Source organism: Olivibacter sp. SDN3, from assembly GCF_014334135.1.
In the GTDB taxonomy this organism is placed as follows: Bacteria; Bacteroidota; Bacteroidia; order Sphingobacteriales; family Sphingobacteriaceae; genus Olivibacter.
The window spans coordinates 4,837,014-4,856,302 of sequence record NZ_CP060497.1 but is presented as its reverse complement, the minus strand read 5'-3'; the positions used below and the strand labels follow the sequence as shown (position 1 = coordinate 4,856,302).

Genomic DNA, 19,289 nt, shown 5'->3' with positions numbered 1-19,289 from the left:
TTGTGCAACTAGTAAACCAATTATCTAATTAATTACATTATGGCTACAAATAAGTCACAGGGAGAGTTCAGTTTCTTTAATGATGTTTGCCAATTCTTTGATCATGCTGCGCAGTTTACAAATCATGACAGCGGGTTGTTGGATCAGATTAAGGCTTGTAACAGTGTTTATCGGTTTCGTTTCCCGATTCGTAGAGCGAACGGTAAGTTGGAAGTTATAGACGCCTGGCGCGTTGAGCACTCTCACCATAAATCTCCTACGAAAGGGGGGATTCGGTACAGTGATATGGTAAATGAAGATGAAGTAATGGCGTTGGCGGCACTTATGACCTATAAATGTGCTATTGTTAACGTGCCGTTTGGTGGAGCTAAAGGCGGAATATGTATTAACCCGAGAGACTATTCGGTCCCTGAATTGGAAACAATTACCCGACGGTATACCGTAGAGTTGGTGAAGAAAAATTTTATTGGTCCTGCAATAGATGTCCCAGCGCCTGATTATGGAACGGGAGAACGGGAAATGAGCTGGATCGCGGATACGTATCTTACGATGAATCCCGGTCAACTTGATGCACTGGGCAGTGTGACCGGTAAACCTTTGTCTTTAAGTGGTATTGATGGACGTAAAGCGGCAACAGGTAGAGGGGTGGCCATTGCTATTAGGGAATGTGTTGATGTGGCTGAAGATATGAAAGCTTTGGGATTAACTGCTGGCTTGTCAGATAAAAGAGTTATTGTTCAGGGACTTGGCAATGTAGGATATAATACGGTGAAGGTCCTACAGGAGTACGGGGCAACTGTTGTTGGCGTTTGCGAGTACGACGGAGCATTGTATAATGAAGATGGGCTGGATGTAGATGCCATTTTGGAGCATAGAAGAAATACCGGCAGTGTATTGGGGTATAAGAAAGCAAAGAAGGAATTTGTGAATCCGGCGGAAGGCTTGGAACAAGATTGTGATATTTTAGTTCCGGCTGCGTTGGAGAATCAGATTACAGAAGAAAATATTGAAAGAATCAAAGCGAAAATTATTGCTGAAGGTGCAAATGGACCTACTACGCCTGGAGCAGAAGAAATTTTCACTAAAAATGGAGGAATTATTATCCCTGATATGTACTGCAATGCAGGAGGGGTAACCGTTTCTTATTTTGAATGGTTGAAAAATCTGTCGCATGTTGCTTTCGGACGAATGGATAAACGTTATGAAGAAACAGCTAATCTAAATATTGTTAATATGGTAGAAGCTGTAACTGGTGTAACGTTAACAACTGATCAACGTAGTGTTATCGTTAAAGGAGCTACTGAACTTGAACTGGTGAACTCTGGTCTGGAAGATACAATGATACGTTCTTATCATGAAATCAGAAAGATTAAAAATGCCAACAACAAGATAGATACTTTGCGTACTGCAGCATTTGTTGGATCTATCGACAAAATAGCTACTTCTTACCAAAACATGGGTATTTGGCCGTAAGATATAGTATTTAATTTAAGAAATAATATAAACCAAACGAAGGCGTCTAAAAAGGGCGCCTTCTTTCGTTTTGTATCTACCTGTAGAGTCTATCGGTTTTAGGATGTTACTCTGCGACCAATGGTTGATAGCAGTAGTTTATCCATTTGGGGTCATAAATAAGGGGATTATTGTATTTAGGTTCGTTGTTTGGGCCTGACGAAGTTGTTTTCAGGAGCTTTTTCGACCATTTTCTCAGGTTATGCCCTATACACATCAGGGCGAACTCAATATCGACCTTTTCAAGCCCCCTCATGGTTAACCTGTTGAATCTGTTGTTGCTTTTCATCTGTCCGAAGACCGCCTCCACTTCTATGGGGCGTTTACTCCGGTGGTACTTTCCTGTTTCCGATGTTAGACGTTCGCGTGCCCTGGTCTTCAGTTCGTTCAACCGGTGGTTGACTTCGATGATCCTGTTTCCCTGCGCTTTATGGCACTGCCCCCGAAGCGGGCAGCCTTCACAGCGTTCGGCCCTGTAATAGCTCACCCGGGAACTATATCCATTGGTGCTTTTGCGTATTCCCTTACCGGCAAACTCCATCTTCTGTCCCATCGGGCACACATAGAAGTCCTGCTCTTTATGATAATACAGGTTCTGTAATAGAAAAGGATTGTTCCTCTGGTTGCGTTTCTGCTCTTTGTGGAAGTAATTATATTTCACGTAACCTTCTATGTTCTTTGATTCCAGCATTTCATAGTTCTCTTCACTTCCGTAACCGGCATCGGCCACCACCACATCGCTCTGCCTGTTATATTGATCTTCGAAGCTATCAAGATGGTCTTCCAATGTGGTGGTATCGGTGCTTGTCTGGTGGATACTGTAGTGGGTGATGAACTGTTCTTCCGTACTGATCTGCGTGTTGTAGGCCGGTTTGAGCTGCCCGTTCTGCATGTGGTCATCTTTCAGCCGCATGAAGGTGGCATCTTCATCGGTTTTGCTGTAACTGTTCCTTTCCCCCAGTGTAGCCAATTGCTTTTCGTACTTTTCCAGCCTTGGAAGATGTTCTTCCCGCAGCTTTTTAAGCTGTTTTTGGGTAGGTTTTGCTGTTGCTTTGAGCTTTTCGTTCAGTAAAGAAAGTCTGTCCCTGAGCTCATTGCTCTTAATAGGTTTGGGTGTTTCATCCCTGCCCAGTTCCGATTGGTCCTGTTTTATCTGTGATTCAATGTCCGAGAGGACCGACTGTATTTTATTTTCCAGTTTTGCTTTGTTCTTTTCCACCGAACCTTTCCATACAAAAGTGTAACGGCCTGCCGCCGATTCAATCTTTGTACCGTCTATGTACTGGACCTTTAGGCTTACATAGCCCAGTTCGGCAAGCAAACGGACAACATCGGCAAAAAGGGAATGGATATGCCCTTTAAGTCTTTTGCCACGGAAGTGGTTGATCGTTCGGTAATCCGGTGCACTGTGGCCCGAAAGCCACATGAAATAGATATTCTCCTGTAAGGCCTTTTCTATCCTGCGGCACGAATAGATGTTGCCCAGATAGGCATAGAACAGCACTTTGATCATCATACGCGGATGTAAACTGCTCGTGCCGCCACCTTTGTACTGTCCTATGATGTGGTCGATGTTCAGTCTGTCAACCACTGCATTTACCAGACGTACCGGGTGGTTCTCTGGGATCTTTGCAAAAATATCTTCCGGAAACAGGCTCGGACTGTTGGACGGTAATGCTTTGAATAGTATGTTTGCCATATTGTTTGGGTGCACCTAAAAATAACTGTTTTTTAGGACAAAAAATAAAAATCCCCGACACTTTTTCAGTATCGGGGATCTTCTATTAATAGGGCTTTTTAGACAGCTCCGTTTGGCTACTTGATGGTATCAAAGTCCAGCGGCTTTTTTACCTTTTCGCTCAACAATGCAATATCGATAACTTCACTCATTTCGCTTACGTAGTGGAAGGTCAGATCTTTGATATAATCTTCCTTAATTTCCAAAATATCTTTCCTGTTGGCTTTACATAAGATAATGTCTTTGATATTAGCTCTTTTTGCTGCTAAAATCTTTTCTTTAATACCTCCTACTGGAAGTACTTTTCCCCGAAGGGTTATTTCGCCTGTCATTGCCAGGTTGGCTCTAACTTTGCGCTGCGTGAAAGATGAAGCTAACGCTGTTAACATAGTAACCCCCGCTGATGGTCCATCTTTGGGAGTTGCGCCTGCAGGTACATGTATATGCACATCCCATTTATCGAACAACTGATAGTCTATATCAAAATCTGCTGCGTGCGCACGAAGATACGCCATGGCGATGCCTGCAGATTCTTTCATAACATCTCCTAAGTTTCCAGTCAACGTGAGTTTACCTTTTCCAGGACTCAAACTCGATTCTATAAATAAAATATCTCCGCCAACTTGCGTCCAAGCTAAACCCGTTACTACACCGGCGACATCGTTTGTCTCATAAAAATCTTTATCGTAAATAGGTGCCCCGAGAATATCAACCATATCTTTATAGTTGATGGATGGCCCAATTGGGCTTTCCATGACGATGTGCGTAGCTGCGCCCCGCACAAGCGCACCTATTCTTTTTTCCAAACCCCTCACTCCCGACTCGCGGGTGTATTCATCAATAACTTTCTCGATAATATTGCTTTTGAGAGATATCTCCTTAGCACTTAAGCCGTGTTGTTCCCTTTGTTTAGGTAGCAGGTGTTTTTTTGCAATCTCTATTTTTTCCTCAATAGTATATCCATTTACTTCGATGATCTCCATCCGATCAAGTAATGCAGGTTGTACGTTGTTCAAAGAATTAGCAGTAGCTATGAACATAACATTTGACAGGTCATAATCCATTTCCACATAATGATCATAGAAGGCGTTGTTCTGTTCAGGATCTAAAACCTCTAACAAAGCAGAAGAAGGGTCCCCTCTAAAATCATTTCCCACTTTATCTATTTCATCCAATACAAAGACTGGATTTGACGTACCTGCTTTTTTGATAGATTGAATAATCCTTCCAGGCATTGCTCCTATATATGTTTTTCTGTGCCCTCTGATTTCCGCTTCATCCCGAACACCACCGAGCGCCATCCGGACATATTTCCGATTGAGTGCTTTGGCTATTGATTTACCGAGCGATGTTTTACCAACTCCTGGAGGCCCTACCAAACATAAGATAGGCGCTTTCATATCACTCTTTAATTTTAATACAGCTAAATATTCGATGATGCGCCGTTTGACTTTTTCCAGGCCATAGTGATCTTTATCTAAAATCCTTTCAGCCCGTTTTAAATCGAAATTGTCTTTACTGAATTCGTTCCAGGGAAGATCAATCAGTAATTCCAAATAATTTAATTGTACAGAGTAATCTGCCGCTGCTGGGTTAATCCTACTTAATTTATCTAATTCTTTGTTAAAGTGATTATTTATCTCCTTGCCCCATTTCTTTTGTTGAGATTTTTTTCGAAGTTCCTCAATTTCTAAGTCCGGTGTAGAGCCTCCAAGTTCTTCTTGTATCGTTTTAAGCTGCTGGTTAAGGAAGTAATCACGCTGCTGTTTATCTAGATCAACGCGTACCTTATTTTGAATTTGGTTTTTGAGTTCCAACAATTGTAGCTCTGCTGTCAACTGTTCCAATACCCTATTAGCGCGCTGTTTGATGTCTTTCATCTCTAAAAGCTTCTGTTTTAAAGCTAAGTCAGCATTCATGTTAGACGAGATGAAATTTATAAGAAATGAAGAACTCTCAATGTTTTTTATAGCAATACCCGTCTCGCTCGGAATATTGGGTGATATATTGATAATCTGGAGCGCTAACTCTTTAATCGAAGACATTAACGCATTAAATTCCTTTTCCTTTTTTGCTTTTTCCTCTATAAAACGGTCGATCGAAGCTTTGATGTAAGGCTCAGATTGTACTTCTTCTTTTAATTTGAAACGTTGTTTCCCCTGTATGATAACCGTAGTGTTCCCATCGGGCATTTGAAGCATCTTAATAATCATAGCAACTGTCCCTACAGTATGTAACTGATCAAAAGTAGGATCTTCAATTGACATATCCTTCTGTGAAACAACGCCGATTGTTCGGTCTCCTTTATAGGCCTCTTTAATAAGTTTTATAGATTTATCTCGTCCTACAGTAATAGGGATTACAACCCCTGGAAATAAAACAGTGTTTCTTAATGGTAAAATAGATAAAACTTCCGGTAGTTCTTCGCTGCTCATATCGTCCTCATCCTGCTGTGTAAATAGTGGGAAGAATTCTGTGTCCTCATTTATGATCGGTAGCGCTTGGTTAAAATCAAAAAGATCAAACTTGCTCATCTGTATGTTTTAAATTTTTAAATTGTCTATGTCTTCTCGTCAAAAAAAATAATTAGTCAAAATGACAGTCAGCCTGTCGGTTTCGTTGCTTTTATGACCGAATAGTTATTGTTGCAATGGCCATGCCAAAGCGGTTTCCGTAGTATATTTTAGTATTTTTGTCATATTTAAAGGTCATCATTTTTTGCCATATAAAATATTTTGATTGGCCCTAATGAAATTTTAATTCACTGTAAATGAGTGATATTTGTTACTACACAATAAAATACACATTTTTTAGTTTATTTTTATGTCGAAATGGCAACTAGATTGCTATCTTTAGGGTAGTAATTTATTAACTCTGACCAATGTAAATAATTGATGTTGTTAATACAAGGGGGATATCGATTTTTTAAACATTACGTTACAAGAGGTAAAAGGCTATATTGGCTGACTGTCAAGTCAGAAATTATTAGGAAAGAAATTTTATAATTAAGTAATGAATATTAGAAGCAATCAGTTTATGAATTTTGGTAAAATGGTAAAACGCTTGGTAGTGATAGGGGTTTTTCTTTTTTCAGTTGGGACGGTAGCTGCTCAATCGCAGTCTTCATCAAGTAATCCATATGTTCGTTTAGGAAACAAAGCTATTATGGATGGCGATTTCAAAGCTGCAGTGAATGCGCTGGAAAAAGTGAAAAATCCAGATACGTTGGTAACCTATATGCTTGGATACTCGCAAATTAGATGTGCAGAATACAATAAAGCAATCAACTCTTTTACGAAACTTTTGGACCAAAGTCCTAATAATTTTTCTGCCTATTATTGGAGGGGTAAAGCTAGAAATACGCTGGCTGTACAGGGTGATAATAAGTTGAACGAAACTGAAAGGAGTAAAATGTTACAGGGAAGTATAGACGATTTTAGCCAAGCGATTCAGCTAAATCCTGACGATCTGTCGTACTATCAAAGCAGGGGAATGGCTTATCGGGATCTCGGTATTTTGCAAGGAACCAATTCTACTGCAGTGTATGATAAAGAGCAAGCGGCTGAAACCTATCAAAAGAGTATTGATGATTTACAGCATGTGTTGAACGCTAACGCTAAACGAGAGGATTTAGCCAAAGAGATTAAAAAGGTGAAAATTTATAAGGGTAACCTAAAATAAAAACAGCTATTTTACCATTAAAAAAGGCGCTCAGCATATGCATGGACGCCTTTTTTATTTTTAGGTTTTAATGGGATAATTCTCCAATAATTTCGTATTGATTTTCCCCTATGAAACGAATAGCTTGTTGTTTCCGTATGCGATAAGTCGAATCGGGGATATAATCTAGGTTTTCCTCAGAACTGTAAAGCCAGTTTTCATCGCTATTGATAATGTTAATGCGTTCAACCGTGCCGTCATCGCCCTTGTAAATGGTGATAAGTTTGGTGCGTAATTTGGGATCATTACTTTTATAAACTAATTGATTTTCAGTGCTATCAATACGATAACTCTTTAGCCAATCGGGTTTATTAATATCAGATGCAGTGAACAGCTCTAGCTCATTTTCCCAGTTATTTATCTCAATGCGTTGGCTCTCCCGATCATTGTTTTTGCTCACCGTCTTAATGACTACGTTATTTTTCTGTTCTAAGCGCTGCATCTGTTCTTTAAAGTACCCCTTGATATCAAAATACGGATTTTGATTGGTCATTTGTATAGGTTGCTCCTGATTAGAACATGAGAACAGAAGGACGCCCAAAAGTATCGTTAATAGGTATGCTGTTTTCATTTATAAATGATTTTATCGGTATATAGCTCGTCCCGTCTATAACTTTAATTGATAAAGCTCTTAAACAACAATTAATGACATATTAAGAGCTTTATCTAAAGACGTTAGGTTTATTAGCTTACCAATACTTCACCCGTCATTTTCTGGGGAATGGAAATATTCAATAACGTGAGAATGGTAGGAGCGACGTCACCTAACTTCCCATCTTTTATTTGCTTATAATCTTTATCAATGAGAATGCAGGGAACAAGGTTAGTTGTATGGGCGGTATTCACAGACCCATCTTCATTAATCATAAACTCTGAGTTACCATGATCAGCAATAATAATAAAAGAATAACCCTCTTGTATGCCTTTCTCTACTACTTGTTTGGTGCAGGCATCCACTGTTTCCACTGCTTTAACAACAGCGCTAAATACACCTGTATGTCCCACCATATCTGGATTGGCAAAGTTGAGGCAGATAAAGTCGGGGTGATTGTTTTCCATTTCTTTGCATATCGCATCTGTAATCCCTTGTGCACTCATCTCTGGCTGTAGATCATAGGTGGCTACTTTGGGAGAGGGTATAAGTATGCGAGACTCATCTACAAATTCTTTTTCCCTGCCGCCAGAGAAAAAGAAAGTAACGTGCGGATATTTTTCTGTTTCGGCAATACGAACCTGTGTTTTTCCATTTTTTTCCAATACCTCGCCTATGGTCTCTGTGACATCATCTTTATGAAAAACAACATCCACATTTTTGAATGTTTCGTCATAGGTTGTCATAGTAATATACCGTAAGTTAAGCGGTTTGATATTATATTCAGGGAATGCTTTTTGTGTGAGCGCTAAGGTGATTTCTCGACCTCGGTCTGTTCTAAAGTTAAAACAGATAACAACATCTCCATCAGCTATAGTGGCAATGGGCTTTCCATTGTCGTCTAGTCTGACGATTGGTTTCACAAATTCATCGGTTATACCATCTTTATACGATTGCTCTATAGCATCTTCAATATTTTTGGTTTCCTTGCCCGTTCCGTGTACTAATAAATCATAAGCCTCTTTCACCCGTTCCCAACGATTGTCTCTGTCCATTGCATAGTATCGCCCGATCGCAGAAGCGAGAGTGCCAACACTATCTGGCAAAAAAGATTCTAGGTCTTTAATGTATTGAATGCCCGAATGCGGGTCGGTATCTCGTCCGTCAAGGAAAGCATGGATATAAACATTTGTTATACCAGCAGATTTAGCGGCATCACATAATCCGCGTAAATGTTTTGTATGAGCATGTACACCCCCGTCGGATACTAAGCCTATAAAGTGTACATTTTTGTGTTCGCTTTTTGCATAATTAAAAGCTTGGCGTAGGACACTATTCTCCCTGAGCTCACCATCCTCTACCGCTTTATGTATACGGCCTAATTCCTGGTAAACGATTCTGCCAGCACCTAAATTCATATGTCCAACCTCAGAATTACCCATTTGTCCATCTGGAAGCCCTACGGCCTCCCCAGATGCTTCTAATTTTGCGTTGGGATATGTTGCTAATAAGTGATCCAAGAATGGGGTGTTTGCAGCTCGCACTGCATTGGAATCATCATCTTTTCCATAACCTAAACCATCAAGGATCATGAGCATTGCTTTCTTCATTTTAGCTATTCTTTTATTTTATGATTCTCTTTTTATCACAAACCTAACACAAAAAATGATCACATCCTTAATTTTTTTTAAATATGGGCACTTTGATTTTTTTTTGCCTGTTCAATTTGTCAAAATGGCATGCTTTTAGCTACCTATATGTGCTGGATAGCTGAATGTCATTCATGACTTATAACATAGGATACACTTTTGACTTAATACCGCCAACGGGATAATGAAGAGACTAATTGTTTTAATTTGCTTGTTGTCCAATATCGTTATGCATACGTTTGCTAGCATCGATATTGTTGATGATATAGCCCGTTGCTTTGCTACAGGTAATAGTAAAGAGCTCGCCGTACATCTTTCAAGCACCATAAGCCTATCCCTTTTAGAAGAGAACAATACCTATTCTAAGAGCCAAACGGAGATACTGTTAAGGAATTTTTTTGATAAGCATAACTTTAGAGGTGCTAAGATTACCCATCGAATGGAGCCCAACGCTAATAATTGGTATGTGGTGTTGGAAACTAATACGGTTTCACAACAATATAGAGTATCTATATCACTTAAGAATTTCAATTCAAAATACCTAATTACCGATATCCGTATCGATAAAATGGGATAATGAAATTAGTTTTTCAATTACAGGCAACTTCATTTTTTTATCTTTTTTAATATTATTGTAATCGTTGTTGATTTATAAATCTCAAAATTTTTGTTAGGTTTGAGGCCAATTTAACATGATGGGCGATATATATAATAAGCAGTTGCGTGCACTGATAACTCAGGCATTAAATGAAGATGTGGGTGATGGAGACCATACCTCCTTATCTACTATACCGCAGGGAAAGAAAGGTCAAGCTAAGTTAATTATAAAAGAAGATGGGGTTTTAGCAGGGGTGAAGGTAGCTTTAGAAGTTTTTAATACAGTAGATTCTTCATTAGCGGTGGAGGTGTACCTTCAAGATGGTGCACTGGTAAAAAAAGGAGATGTGGTGCTAGTCGTTAAAGGTGATGTACATGCTATTTTAATTGCCGAACGCTTAGTTTTGAACCTGATGCAACGGATGAGCGGGATTGCTACTACGACAAGGCATATCGTGGAAGCATTGAAAGGAACTGATACGAAGGTATTAGATACCCGCAAAACTACACCTGGTTTGCGGTTTTTAGAGAAAGAAGCAGTACGAATAGGAGGAGGTGTTAATCATAGATTTGGGTTGTATGATATGATCCTGATTAAGGATAATCATGTGGATTATGCAGGTGGTATCGGATTGGCGCTTACCGCTGCACATGATTACATCATGCGTACAGGTAAGAATATAGCGGTAGAAATTGAAGTTAGGAATTTGGAAGAATTGAAAGAGGTTATCGAATTTGGTAAAATCGACAGAATTTTGCTAGATAACTTTGATTTCAAGTCTTTGGAAGAGGCTGTTAAGTTAGTAAAGGGACGTTTTATTACGGAAGCTTCCGGAGGTATTGTTGCTGCTAATGCGAAACAATATGCTGAATGTGGCGTTGATTATATCTCTATGGGGGCATTGACGCATTCTGTTAAAAGTCTTGATATGAGCCTTAAAGCACAATTAGTTAACTGAAATTAAGATTATTTTACTAATAAGATCATTCTTTTTTAGTATCATTGTAGCTAATGACATCAATTAATGCAATTATTGCACTTTTGGTTGCCTATTTATTCGGTTCCATACCTACGGCAGTATGGTTAGGGCAATCTTTCTATGGCGTTGATGTTAGGGAGTATGGTAGTGGGAACGCGGGAGCTACGAATACGTTTAGAGTTTTAGGCGCAAAGGCAGGGGCTGCTGTAATGCTGATCGATATTTTGAAAGGCTGGACAGCGACAAATTTAGCCTATTTTATAGGCGTTTCTATAACTGGTCCTACAGGCTCGGTTTTATTTATAAACTATCAGTTGGCTCTGGGGGTGATTGCAGTTATGGGACATTTATTTCCTCTTTTTGCCGGTTTCAGAGGAGGGAAAGGAGTGGCTACGTTGTTTGGGATGGTGTTAGCCGTGCACTTTCAGGCGGCTATGCTGTGCGTTGGCGTTTTTCTGATTATCTTAATGTTAACACGATACGTTTCCCTCGGATCGATTTCTGCAGGATTTACTTTTCCTTTTAGTATTGTCTTTGTTTTTCATACACCCTATAAGTCACTTTTGTTATATGGTATGTGTATTTGCGTACTGATATTAGTTACACATCAGAAAAATATTGAGCGATTATTAAAGGGAACGGAGTCTAAAATAAGCCTTTTTAAAAGAAAAAATGCTTAAATAACTACATATCGGCACAACTATTGCTATTGTTTTTTATTTATGATTATAAATAATCTTATGAATTGGAATAGAAATAAAACAATTGGTGCAGTATTATTAGCTGTCTTTTTCACAGCGTGTTCAACCGTTCCACTTACTGGTAGAAAACAATTAAGTCTGGTAGATGATAAGCAGATGCAGCAGCAAGCTTCTCTTGCTTATCGGGAGTTATTGAATAGCCCTAAGACGAAGGTCGTGAAAGGTACTTCAAATGCCCAATTGGTACAAAATGTTGGAAATAAAATAGCCCGTGCCGTTGAAAGTTATCTCAAACAGAACGGATATGCTGATCAATTTCAGTTTAATTGGGAGTTTAATTTAATAGATGAACAACAAGTAAATGCTTGGTGTATGCCTGGTGGAAAAGTGGCGGTGTATACCGGTATTCTTCCTGTAACCCAAACAGAAGCGGGCTTAGCAACTGTCATGGGACATGAAGTAGCACACGCTATTGCAAGGCATTCGTCAGAAAGAGCCTCTAATACTTTGGCTGCTCAAGGACTAGGGGTAGGGGTTGGATTGGCAACATCTAAAAAATCACAAATTACACAATTAGCAGTTAGCCAATTATATGGGCTCGGTAGTCAAGTTGCTTTGTTGAAGTATTCAAGAAACCAAGAGAGTGAAGCGGACAGAATGGGGTTAACATTCATGGCGATGGCGGGTTATGATCCCAACGAAGCGACAGGCTTTTGGGAACGAATGGCTTCTAAGGCTGGTGGACAGAAACCTCCAGAGTTTTTAAGTACACACCCTAGCGACGAAAGGCGCATTGCAGATATTCAGAAGTTAATACCGGAAGCGATGAAGCATTACAATAAATAATGTGCTGGGCATTTTCCCAATATAATCAAAGTGATAGCAAACATATTTATGATGGGATGTTGGTGATGGATGCGTCACGTGTTATGTATCACATCAACGCCCAATAGTTTTATTATGGCCTTTGCTTTCCAAAGGCACTCCTGATATTCGCTCTCCGCGTGTGCTTCTGCGGTGATAGCACTGCCTACATGAAACGATAACCGCTTGTTTTGTGCGTTGTACAGAAGGGAGCGGATAACCACATTAAAATCATAATCTCCATCATGTGCAAAATACCCAATTGAACCGGCATAAACGCCTCTTCTGCTTTTTTCATAGCTATCTATTAACTTCATTGCGCTTATTTTTGGCGCTCCGGTCATAGAACCGGCAGGGAAAGTGTTTTTGATACTAGTTGTAGCAGGTAGATTTGGCTGTTCTTCTGCCGTCACGGTGGAGATCAGTTGATGCACTTGCTTAAAGGTGTAAACTCCCATAAGCTCTCGCACATGGATAGAAGCGGGTGACGCACTGCGTGTTAAGTCGTTTCTCACTAAATCAACGATCATAATGTTTTCGCTGATCTCTTTCGTATTTGAGCGGAGGTTCTTTATGTTTTGCTGATCCTCCTCTCTTCTAGCCCCTCTTGGCGCCGTACCTTTCATTGGTTGTGATATAAGTTTCTTGTCTCTTCTAGCTAAAAATCGCTCCGGAGAAGCGGATATAATATATTGCTCTTGCTGTTTAAAAAAGCAGGAAAATGGCGTGGGTGATATCTTGCTTAATTGCCAAAAAGCTTTAACAGGCTCAAAAAGCACCTCTTCCGCATAAAATTCCTGGCAAAGATTAACTTCATATATGTTACCTAGCTGTATATGGGACAGTAATTTATTGAATGCCCGGGTATAATCCGCCTTACTCATTTTAGCCGTAACCGTTCCTGAAAAATAGAAGGAGTCGTCTACAGCAGTATTTATGATTTGTTCCCATACGTTTCGGCTGGAAGGGCTATCGATGGTGACTTCATTTCCTCTGATGAGAATAAGGTGTTTAGGTACAAAAAAATAGGCGTCAGGGAATCCTTGTTCATTGGGATGGTTGGTTTCAAGGTTTTCCAGCTCGTTTTTTAAATCGTACGAAAGAAACCCTGGTATCCATTTTTTTGAATGTTTTTCGAAAAAATTTTGTAATTGCGGGAAAAACGGGCTTTCTCCATCCGTGAGCTCATCGGCAGCACCTGCTGCAATCAGTGTGTCAAACTTACTATAAAGGTCTAATTGATGTTCTTGGCTGTGCAAACAGCAAGCACTGTTAAACAAAGAAGCCCATTGAAGGGCTTTCTTTATAAACAGTTGTATATTATCCGAATAATAGTGGTTTGATATCATAGGCTAATCCAAAATCAATGTTTGTGTCCTATCTGGTCCAACGGAAAGGTATTTTATTTTAACGTCTAAATTATCCTCTAAGTAGCTAATGTAAGATTTTAGTGCCTTTGGAATTTGATCGATGTTAGTTATACCAGTGATATCTTCATTCCATCCTTGAATGGTCTCAAGCACGGGTTCTGGTTTAATCGTGTTTATGTCGTAGGGCATATAATCTATTTTTTCGCCATTATGGATGTAATGTGTACATACGTTAATTTTATCGAATCCACTTAATACATCAGCTTTAGTCATCACCAATTCGGTTACGCCGTTAAGCTGGATTGCATAACGTAACGCTGGTAAATCGATCCACCCGGTGCGTCTTGAGCGTCCGGTCGTTGCACCAAACTCATGGCCTATCTGACGTAATTTTTCTCCAATCGCGCAATCAAGTTCTGTAGGGAAAGGGCCCCCGCCAACTCTGGTACAATATGCTTTGAAGATACCGATTACTTGACCAATTTTAGCCGGAGCTATACCTAAACCTGTACAAGCACCTGCAGTAGTAGTATTTGAGGAGGTTACAAAAGGGTAGGATCCAAAGTCAATATCAAGTAGCGTGCCCTGAGCACCTTCTGCCAATACACTTTTTCCTTCCGCCAGATATTTGTTCACAAGCTGATCACTGTCTACATGTGGAATTGTTTTTAGATAGGCTATGGCTTCGAAGAAAGCCTGTTCACGGTCGCTAAAATCAGGAATTTCCCCGTAATGAGAGAGGATGCTTTTGTGTTTATCTACTAGTTTTTGATACCGTTCTTTGAAATCGGGTAATGTTGTATCTCCAACACGGATACCATTTCTGCCAGTTTTATCCATATAAGTAGGACCAATGCCTTTTAAGGTAGATCCGATTTTGCCCGCTCCCATATTGCTTTCTGAAGCCGCGTCTAACAATTGATGGGTAGGGAGAATGAGATGGGCCCGACGTGCGATGACAAGCTTTCCTGTGGCAACGGGGTCAAAGCCACTCTTTTTAAGGTTGTCAAGCTCCCGTTTTAAGATGATAGGGTCTATAACAACGCCATTGCCAATTAAATTTAAAGTCTTTTTATTGAAAATACCGGACGGTATGGTGTTCAAAACATATTTTTGGTTATCAAACTCTAATGTATGGCCAGCATTTGGCCCTCCTTGAAAACGAGCTATTAAATCGTATTTGGGTGTTAAAACATCCACAATTTTACCCTTACCTTCGTCGCCCCATTGCAGGCCCAAAAGCACGTCAACTTTCATAGTAATTCTATTGTTTTATTTTATCTGTTTGGAGAAATTTAAAAATTAAAAAGCCTGATGGTTGCTTAAAAAGTAGTTAGCATTTTACGCACCATCAGGCTTTTATATGTTATACTTTGTCGTGCATCTTTAAGCGGAAAAAACCTCTTTGTGGTTTGTTTCCTTATCCATCTTCTCCTTCTCAGGACAATGATCATTACAGTCACTACAAACACCATATAGGTTTAATGAGTGATGCTTGATGTCAAACTTTAAAAGTTCTCCCATCATGCTTTGTATTTGATGGATACGCGGATCACAGAATTCAACAACCTTACCACATTCTATGCAGATAATATGATCATGTTGTTTATAACCATAAGATTTTTCAAATTGGGCCATATTCTTCCCAAATTGGTGTTTTGTAACCAAATCACATGAAACTAAAAGCTCTAACGTGTTATATACAGTTGCTCTGCTTACCCTATACTTTTTATTTTTCATGTGGATATATAGTGATTCCACATCAAAATGGTCATTGCGAGAGTATATCTCTTCCAAGATGGCAAAGCGTTCCGGAGTTTTGCGTAGGCTTTTATTTTCGAGATAAGCCTCGAAAATTTTTCTGACCATGCTTGTCGTTTCTGTTGTAGACATAGTAATCTTTAATTATGTACAAACTTAGCTAAAATTGTTATGATATCCAATTCACAAAAACATCGTAAAGTAATTATTATTGAACTTACTTTACGCTATCAATCCTTATGGATTGGTTTGTTATGGTTCGGAATCAAACCGTGTAATGCCGGTTATGCCTTTAATTTGCTTTAATTTCTTTATTAGAGTTTCTAAATGACCTGTATTGTTGACGTAGACCATTATAGAACCTTCAAAAATTCCCTGATTGCTGCTAATGGTGATGGAACGAATATTAATTTTAAAGTCTTGAGAAATGACAGTTGTAATTTTGTTAACTAAACCTACATCATCAATTCCAACTATTCGTAGCCCAGTCAAGAACGCGAGTTCTTGTTGAGAGGTCCATTTGGCTTTTACAATTCTATATCCGTAATTAGCCATAAGCTTAGATGCGTTCGGACAATTGGTTCGATGGATTTTAATACCATCATTTACGGTCACAAAACCGAACACGTCATCTCCAGGTATAGGGTTGCAACATGCTGATAGGGTGTAATCTAACTTCTGAAAATCATCTCCAATCAATAGTGTTTCCTTGTCTTTTTTCTCAACTTTTTTTACCAGCCCTTCAACATGATGGTCTATTTTAGTGCTGGCACCGCTGGTGGTATCTATTGCCCGCTCCGCTACTGCAAATTCCTTCAATTGCTTTAGATCAATTTCTCCTTTAGCGACATTATAAAATAGATCCTGAGTTGAAGGCAGCTTTAAGTATGCCGCGAGCTTATTGAGGTTGTCTGTATTGTATGTGATTTTTATTGATTTGAGCTTTCGTTCTAATATCTCCTTGCCATCTTCTGCTATCCGGCGCTTTTCTTCTTTTAATGCGGATTTTATCTTCGATTTAGCTTTGGCTGTTACCACAAAGTTCAACCAATCTTCTTTGGGAGTTTGCTTGTTTGAGGTAATAATCTCCACTTGATCACCGTTTGATAACTTATGCGATAATGGTACAAGTTTGTGGTTTACCTTTGCACCGATACAGCTTGCGCCAAGATCGGAATGTATTTCAAATGCAAAGTCGAGCGCAGTAGCGTCTAGCGGTAACTGAATTAGAGAACCTTTTGGTGTAAAGATAAAAATCTCATCAGAAAAGAGATTCATCTTGAAATCATCTACAAAATCCAATGCGTTCGATTCTGGGTTACTCAAAATGTCTCTTACCTTTTGAATCCATTGATCCAGTCCGCTATCGGAGTTTGACTCTTTATATTTCCAATGAGCTGCGAAACCTTTCTCCGCAATTTCGTTCATCCTTTTGGTTCGAATCTGTACTTCCACCCATTGGCCTTTAGCTCCCATTACGGTTGTATGCAAAGATTCATAACCGTTAGCTTTTGGGGATGAAATCCAATCGCGCAATCTATCTGGGTTTGGGCGGTATAGGTCTGTTACTATCGAATAGGCTTTCCAACATTCGGCCTTCTCCATTTCTTGCGTGGTGTCTATAATAACTCTAATAGCGAATAGGTCGTAAACTTCTTCAAAAGGAATAGACTTTTTTCGCATTTTGTTCCAAATGGAGTGGATAGATTTTGGACGGCCAAAAACATTGGCATTAATTCCTTGCTCTAAAAGTATTTCTTGAATAGGGCCAATAAACTCTTTAATGTACCTTTCTCGTTCGGCCTTTTTTTCATTTAATTTTCTAGCGATAAATTTATAGGTGTCTGGATCAGTATATTTCATGGAAAGATCTTCCAGTTCCGATTTGATAGCATACAAACCCAATCGGTGAGCAAGCGGCGCGTATAAATAGCTCGTTTCCGATGCGATTTTCAACTGCTTATCACGGGCCATAAATTCCATGGTACGCATATTGTGCAAGCGATCGGCGAGTTTAATCAGGATAACACGGACGTCATCGGCAAGTGTTAATAACATCTTTCTGAAATTCTCCGCTTGAATTGAACTGTTAGGATCGAAAATGCCTGATATTTTTGTTAGACCATCGATGATGCGGGCAACTTTTTTGCCGAATTCACGTTCAATTTCATCAAGGGTTATGTCCGTATCTTCAACTACATCATGAAGGAGCGCGCAAACAATTGAAGTAGTACCTAAACCTATTTCTTCTGCAGCAATTTGTGCAACAGCAATTGGATGATAAATGTAGGGCTCACCAGACTTGCGTCGCATATCTTTGTGATTTTCGAGTGCCATATCAAAGGCGCGCCGAATCATTTGCTTATCACCTTTTTGCAAAGTAGGTTTACACGCTCTAAGCAATGCACGATAGCGTTTTAATATTTCCTTTTTTTCGGCCTCAAGATCAATCACTAATTCCTTCATATTCGTATATGTATCTATATGCTAGTAAATTTTTTATTCTTACCTTTGATATTGTAAAATACCAAAGGAGACTAATAAAATTGGCTAAAATGTAAACTTTTTACCTAACTTTAATGAACTGTTTTGTAAGAGCTAAATCTATGAAAATTTTACATCTATTGTTAATTAATTTTCTGCTTTTTTTTGGAGGAAAGTGCTTGGCGCAACAGCAGGTTAATGTTAATAAAGATAGTTTAGCTAATACTACAGAAGTCCCTACAAATACCAAGCCAATTATGATGCCTACCGTCGTTGTCGATGGCGAACGTATGCCTTGGATGATGCTAAGGGAGGTTGTTATTACTGACTACCGGGTTTTTAAAACTCCGGAAGATAGGGCGAAATATAATCGCTTAAAATATAATGTGCTAAAGGTACTCCCATATGCCAAATTTGCAGAAGAACGATATGATAGGCTGCAACGTGAACTTGCTGTTACCCGGGAAAAGAAAGAGCAAAAACGTTTAATAAAGAATTGTGAGAAAGAGATAAAGGCAATGTTCAATAGAGAGATAAAAAAAATGTCTATTTCGCAAGGTGAGATACTAATTAAGCTGATAGATAGGCAGACAGGAAATTCAAGTTATGAGTTGGTGCGCGAACTAAGAGGAGGTGTGAATGCCTTCTTTTACCAATCGGTGGCAAAGGTTTTTGGACATAACCTCAAAAATACCTATGATCCTGAACAGGAACGGGACATAGAGAATATCATTCGTAGCCACGCAAACAACGCTAATCGTTATTTTTATTAGATGGATAGGATTTATCAATTTTGTGCAATGAAGCCTGACGGTTCTGTTGTTGATTTTAGTATTTATCAAAACAAAGTTTTATTGATTGTTAATACAGCTAGCGGCTGTGGTTTCGCTCCGCAGTATCAACAGTTGGAAACACTTTATAGCCGTTATAAGAACCGTGGATTTGAAGTGTTAGCGTTTCCCAGCAACGATTTTGGCAAACAAGAAAAACTAAATGGGGAAGCTTTGCAGGAGTATTGCGATAAAGACCAAAAATTAAGTTTTACCGTTTATGATCGAATAAAGGTGAAAGGAAACGATGCTCATCCTGTTTATAAGTTCTTAGGGGATAAATTATTAAATGGAAAAACCAACAGTAAGCCTTTATGGAATTTTCATAAGTACTTAATCAACAAAGAGGGTAAGGTAGAGGATTATTTTTATAGTTTTACCAAACCCTTTTCCAAACGAGTGATAAAGAAAATAGAAAAGTTGTTATGATTGTTTATCACTTTTTTATGGTTAGCTAAATGCGACGGTATGCATTTGCTCGCTTAACATTT

At 39.1% G+C, this 19,289-nt stretch carries 15 protein-coding genes and 1 pseudogene; 8 read left to right on the top strand and 8 right to left on the bottom strand.

What is annotated here, in order from left to right; translation table 11 throughout:
* The first annotated feature begins 39 nt into the window (after positions 1-39).
* Positions 40-1,473, top strand: coding sequence for a Glu/Leu/Phe/Val dehydrogenase (locus H8S90_RS20560; RefSeq protein ID WP_187339675.1), 1,434 nt, complete (start codon positions 40-42; stop codon positions 1,471-1,473).
* Positions 1,474-1,687: 214 nt separating this feature from the next.
* Here the strand turns inward: H8S90_RS20560 and H8S90_RS20555 are convergent.
* A pseudogene (locus tag H8S90_RS20555) lies at positions 1,688-3,211 on the bottom strand (IS1182 family transposase); the annotation flags it as partial.
* Between the two features lie 116 nt (positions 3,212-3,327).
* Positions 3,328-5,784, bottom strand: a complete 2,457-nt coding sequence (gene lon, locus H8S90_RS20550) for an endopeptidase La (RefSeq protein ID WP_187339674.1) — start codon at positions 5,782-5,784, stop codon at positions 3,328-3,330.
* A gap of 478 nt (positions 5,785-6,262) precedes the next feature.
* On the opposite strand from lon, the gene H8S90_RS20545 reads away from it, so the two are divergent.
* Positions 6,263-6,931 (top strand): tetratricopeptide repeat protein, encoded by a 669-nt coding sequence (locus H8S90_RS20545; protein WP_187339673.1) that lies wholly within the window; start codon positions 6,263-6,265, stop codon positions 6,929-6,931.
* Positions 6,932-6,998: 67 nt separating this feature from the next.
* On the opposite strand, the gene H8S90_RS20540 is transcribed toward H8S90_RS20545, so the two are convergent.
* A complete protein-coding gene (locus tag H8S90_RS20540) occupies positions 6,999-7,541 on the bottom strand; it encodes a hypothetical protein (RefSeq protein ID WP_187339672.1) in 543 nt (180 codons plus the stop codon).
* Positions 7,542-7,654: 113 nt separating this feature from the next.
* Complete coding sequence (gene gpmI, locus H8S90_RS20535; protein ID WP_187339671.1) at positions 7,655-9,172, bottom strand: 2,3-bisphosphoglycerate-independent phosphoglycerate mutase; 1,518 nt, start codon at positions 9,170-9,172, stop codon at positions 7,655-7,657.
* A gap of 223 nt (positions 9,173-9,395) precedes the next feature.
* On the opposite strand from gpmI, the gene H8S90_RS20530 reads away from it, so the two are divergent.
* From H8S90_RS20530 to H8S90_RS20515, 4 genes are all read left to right on the top strand, one after another.
* Positions 9,396-9,788: a DUF4783 domain-containing protein gene (locus tag H8S90_RS20530; protein WP_187339670.1), complete on the top strand. Its 393-nt coding sequence runs from the start codon at positions 9,396-9,398 to the stop codon at positions 9,786-9,788.
* A 118-nt stretch (positions 9,789-9,906) separates the two neighbouring features.
* Positions 9,907-10,767, top strand: coding sequence for a carboxylating nicotinate-nucleotide diphosphorylase (nadC, locus tag H8S90_RS20525; protein WP_187343124.1), 861 nt, complete (start codon positions 9,907-9,909; stop codon positions 10,765-10,767).
* Between the two features lie 53 nt (positions 10,768-10,820).
* The gene (gene plsY, locus H8S90_RS20520; protein ID WP_187339669.1) at positions 10,821-11,468 is read left to right on the top strand and encodes a glycerol-3-phosphate 1-O-acyltransferase PlsY; all 648 of its coding nucleotides are present in this window, start codon (positions 10,821-10,823) and stop codon (positions 11,466-11,468) included.
* Between the two features lie 60 nt (positions 11,469-11,528).
* A complete protein-coding gene (locus H8S90_RS20515) occupies positions 11,529-12,335 on the top strand; it encodes a M48 family metallopeptidase (protein WP_187339668.1) in 807 nt (268 codons plus the stop codon).
* 74 nt (positions 12,336-12,409) lie between these two features.
* On the opposite strand, the gene H8S90_RS20510 is transcribed toward H8S90_RS20515, so the two are convergent.
* The 4 genes from H8S90_RS20510 to H8S90_RS20495 form a co-directional block, all read right to left on the bottom strand.
* On the bottom strand, positions 12,410-13,702 hold the full coding sequence (locus tag H8S90_RS20510) for an anthranilate synthase component I family protein (RefSeq protein ID WP_187339667.1): 1,293 nt from the start codon (positions 13,700-13,702) through the stop codon (positions 12,410-12,412).
* 3 nt (positions 13,703-13,705) lie between these two features.
* Entirely contained in the window at positions 13,706-14,980 is a 1,275-nt protein-coding gene (locus tag H8S90_RS20505) for an adenylosuccinate synthase (RefSeq protein WP_187339666.1), read from the bottom strand.
* A 129-nt stretch (positions 14,981-15,109) separates the two neighbouring features.
* Positions 15,110-15,616, bottom strand: coding sequence for a Fur family transcriptional regulator (locus H8S90_RS20500; protein ID WP_187339665.1), 507 nt, complete (start codon positions 15,614-15,616; stop codon positions 15,110-15,112).
* 120 nt (positions 15,617-15,736) lie between these two features.
* Positions 15,737-17,950 (bottom strand): bifunctional (p)ppGpp synthetase/guanosine-3',5'-bis(diphosphate) 3'-pyrophosphohydrolase, encoded by a 2,214-nt coding sequence (locus tag H8S90_RS20495; RefSeq protein ID WP_187339664.1) that lies wholly within the window; start codon positions 17,948-17,950, stop codon positions 15,737-15,739.
* 140 nt (positions 17,951-18,090) lie between these two features.
* Between H8S90_RS20495 and H8S90_RS20490 the strand changes: the two genes are divergently transcribed.
* Together H8S90_RS20490 and H8S90_RS20485 are read left to right on the top strand one after the other, a co-directional pair.
* Positions 18,091-18,741, top strand: a complete 651-nt coding sequence (locus H8S90_RS20490) for a DUF4294 domain-containing protein (RefSeq protein ID WP_187339663.1) — start codon at positions 18,091-18,093, stop codon at positions 18,739-18,741.
* On the top strand, positions 18,742-19,227 hold the full coding sequence (locus tag H8S90_RS20485; RefSeq protein WP_187339662.1) for a glutathione peroxidase: 486 nt from the start codon (positions 18,742-18,744) through the stop codon (positions 19,225-19,227).
* Positions 19,228-19,289 lie beyond the last annotated feature (62 nt).

What these genes read in the sequence shown, in the direction of transcription:
- H8S90_RS20560 (WP_187339675.1), top strand. Translation starts at nt 40, where the DNA reads ATGGCTACAAATAAGTCACAGGGAGAGTTCAGTTTCTTTAATGATGTT.
- lon (WP_187339674.1), bottom strand. Translation starts at nt 5,784, where the DNA reads ATGAGCAAGTTTGATCTTTTTGATTTTAACCAAGCGCTACCGATCATA.
- H8S90_RS20545 (WP_187339673.1), top strand. Translation starts at nt 6,263, where the DNA reads ATGAATATTAGAAGCAATCAGTTTATGAATTTTGGTAAAATGGTAAAA.
- H8S90_RS20540 (WP_187339672.1), bottom strand. Translation starts at nt 7,541, where the DNA reads ATGAAAACAGCATACCTATTAACGATACTTTTGGGCGTCCTTCTGTTC.
- gpmI (WP_187339671.1), bottom strand. Translation starts at nt 9,172, where the DNA reads ATGAAGAAAGCAATGCTCATGATCCTTGATGGTTTAGGTTATGGAAAA.
- H8S90_RS20530 (WP_187339670.1), top strand. Translation starts at nt 9,396, where the DNA reads ATGAAGAGACTAATTGTTTTAATTTGCTTGTTGTCCAATATCGTTATG.
- nadC (WP_187343124.1), top strand. Translation starts at nt 9,907, where the DNA reads ATGGGCGATATATATAATAAGCAGTTGCGTGCACTGATAACTCAGGCA.
- plsY (WP_187339669.1), top strand. Translation starts at nt 10,821, where the DNA reads ATGACATCAATTAATGCAATTATTGCACTTTTGGTTGCCTATTTATTC.
- H8S90_RS20515 (WP_187339668.1), top strand. Translation starts at nt 11,529, where the DNA reads ATGAATTGGAATAGAAATAAAACAATTGGTGCAGTATTATTAGCTGTC.
- H8S90_RS20510 (WP_187339667.1), bottom strand. Translation starts at nt 13,702, where the DNA reads ATGATATCAAACCACTATTATTCGGATAATATACAACTGTTTATAAAG.
- H8S90_RS20505 (WP_187339666.1), bottom strand. Translation starts at nt 14,980, where the DNA reads ATGAAAGTTGACGTGCTTTTGGGCCTGCAATGGGGCGACGAAGGTAAG.
- H8S90_RS20500 (WP_187339665.1), bottom strand. Translation starts at nt 15,616, where the DNA reads ATGTCTACAACAGAAACGACAAGCATGGTCAGAAAAATTTTCGAGGCT.
- H8S90_RS20495 (WP_187339664.1), bottom strand. Translation starts at nt 17,950, where the DNA reads ATGAAGGAATTAGTGATTGATCTTGAGGCCGAAAAAAAGGAAATATTA.
- H8S90_RS20490 (WP_187339663.1), top strand. Translation starts at nt 18,091, where the DNA reads ATGAAAATTTTACATCTATTGTTAATTAATTTTCTGCTTTTTTTTGGA.
- H8S90_RS20485 (WP_187339662.1), top strand. Translation starts at nt 18,742, where the DNA reads ATGGATAGGATTTATCAATTTTGTGCAATGAAGCCTGACGGTTCTGTT.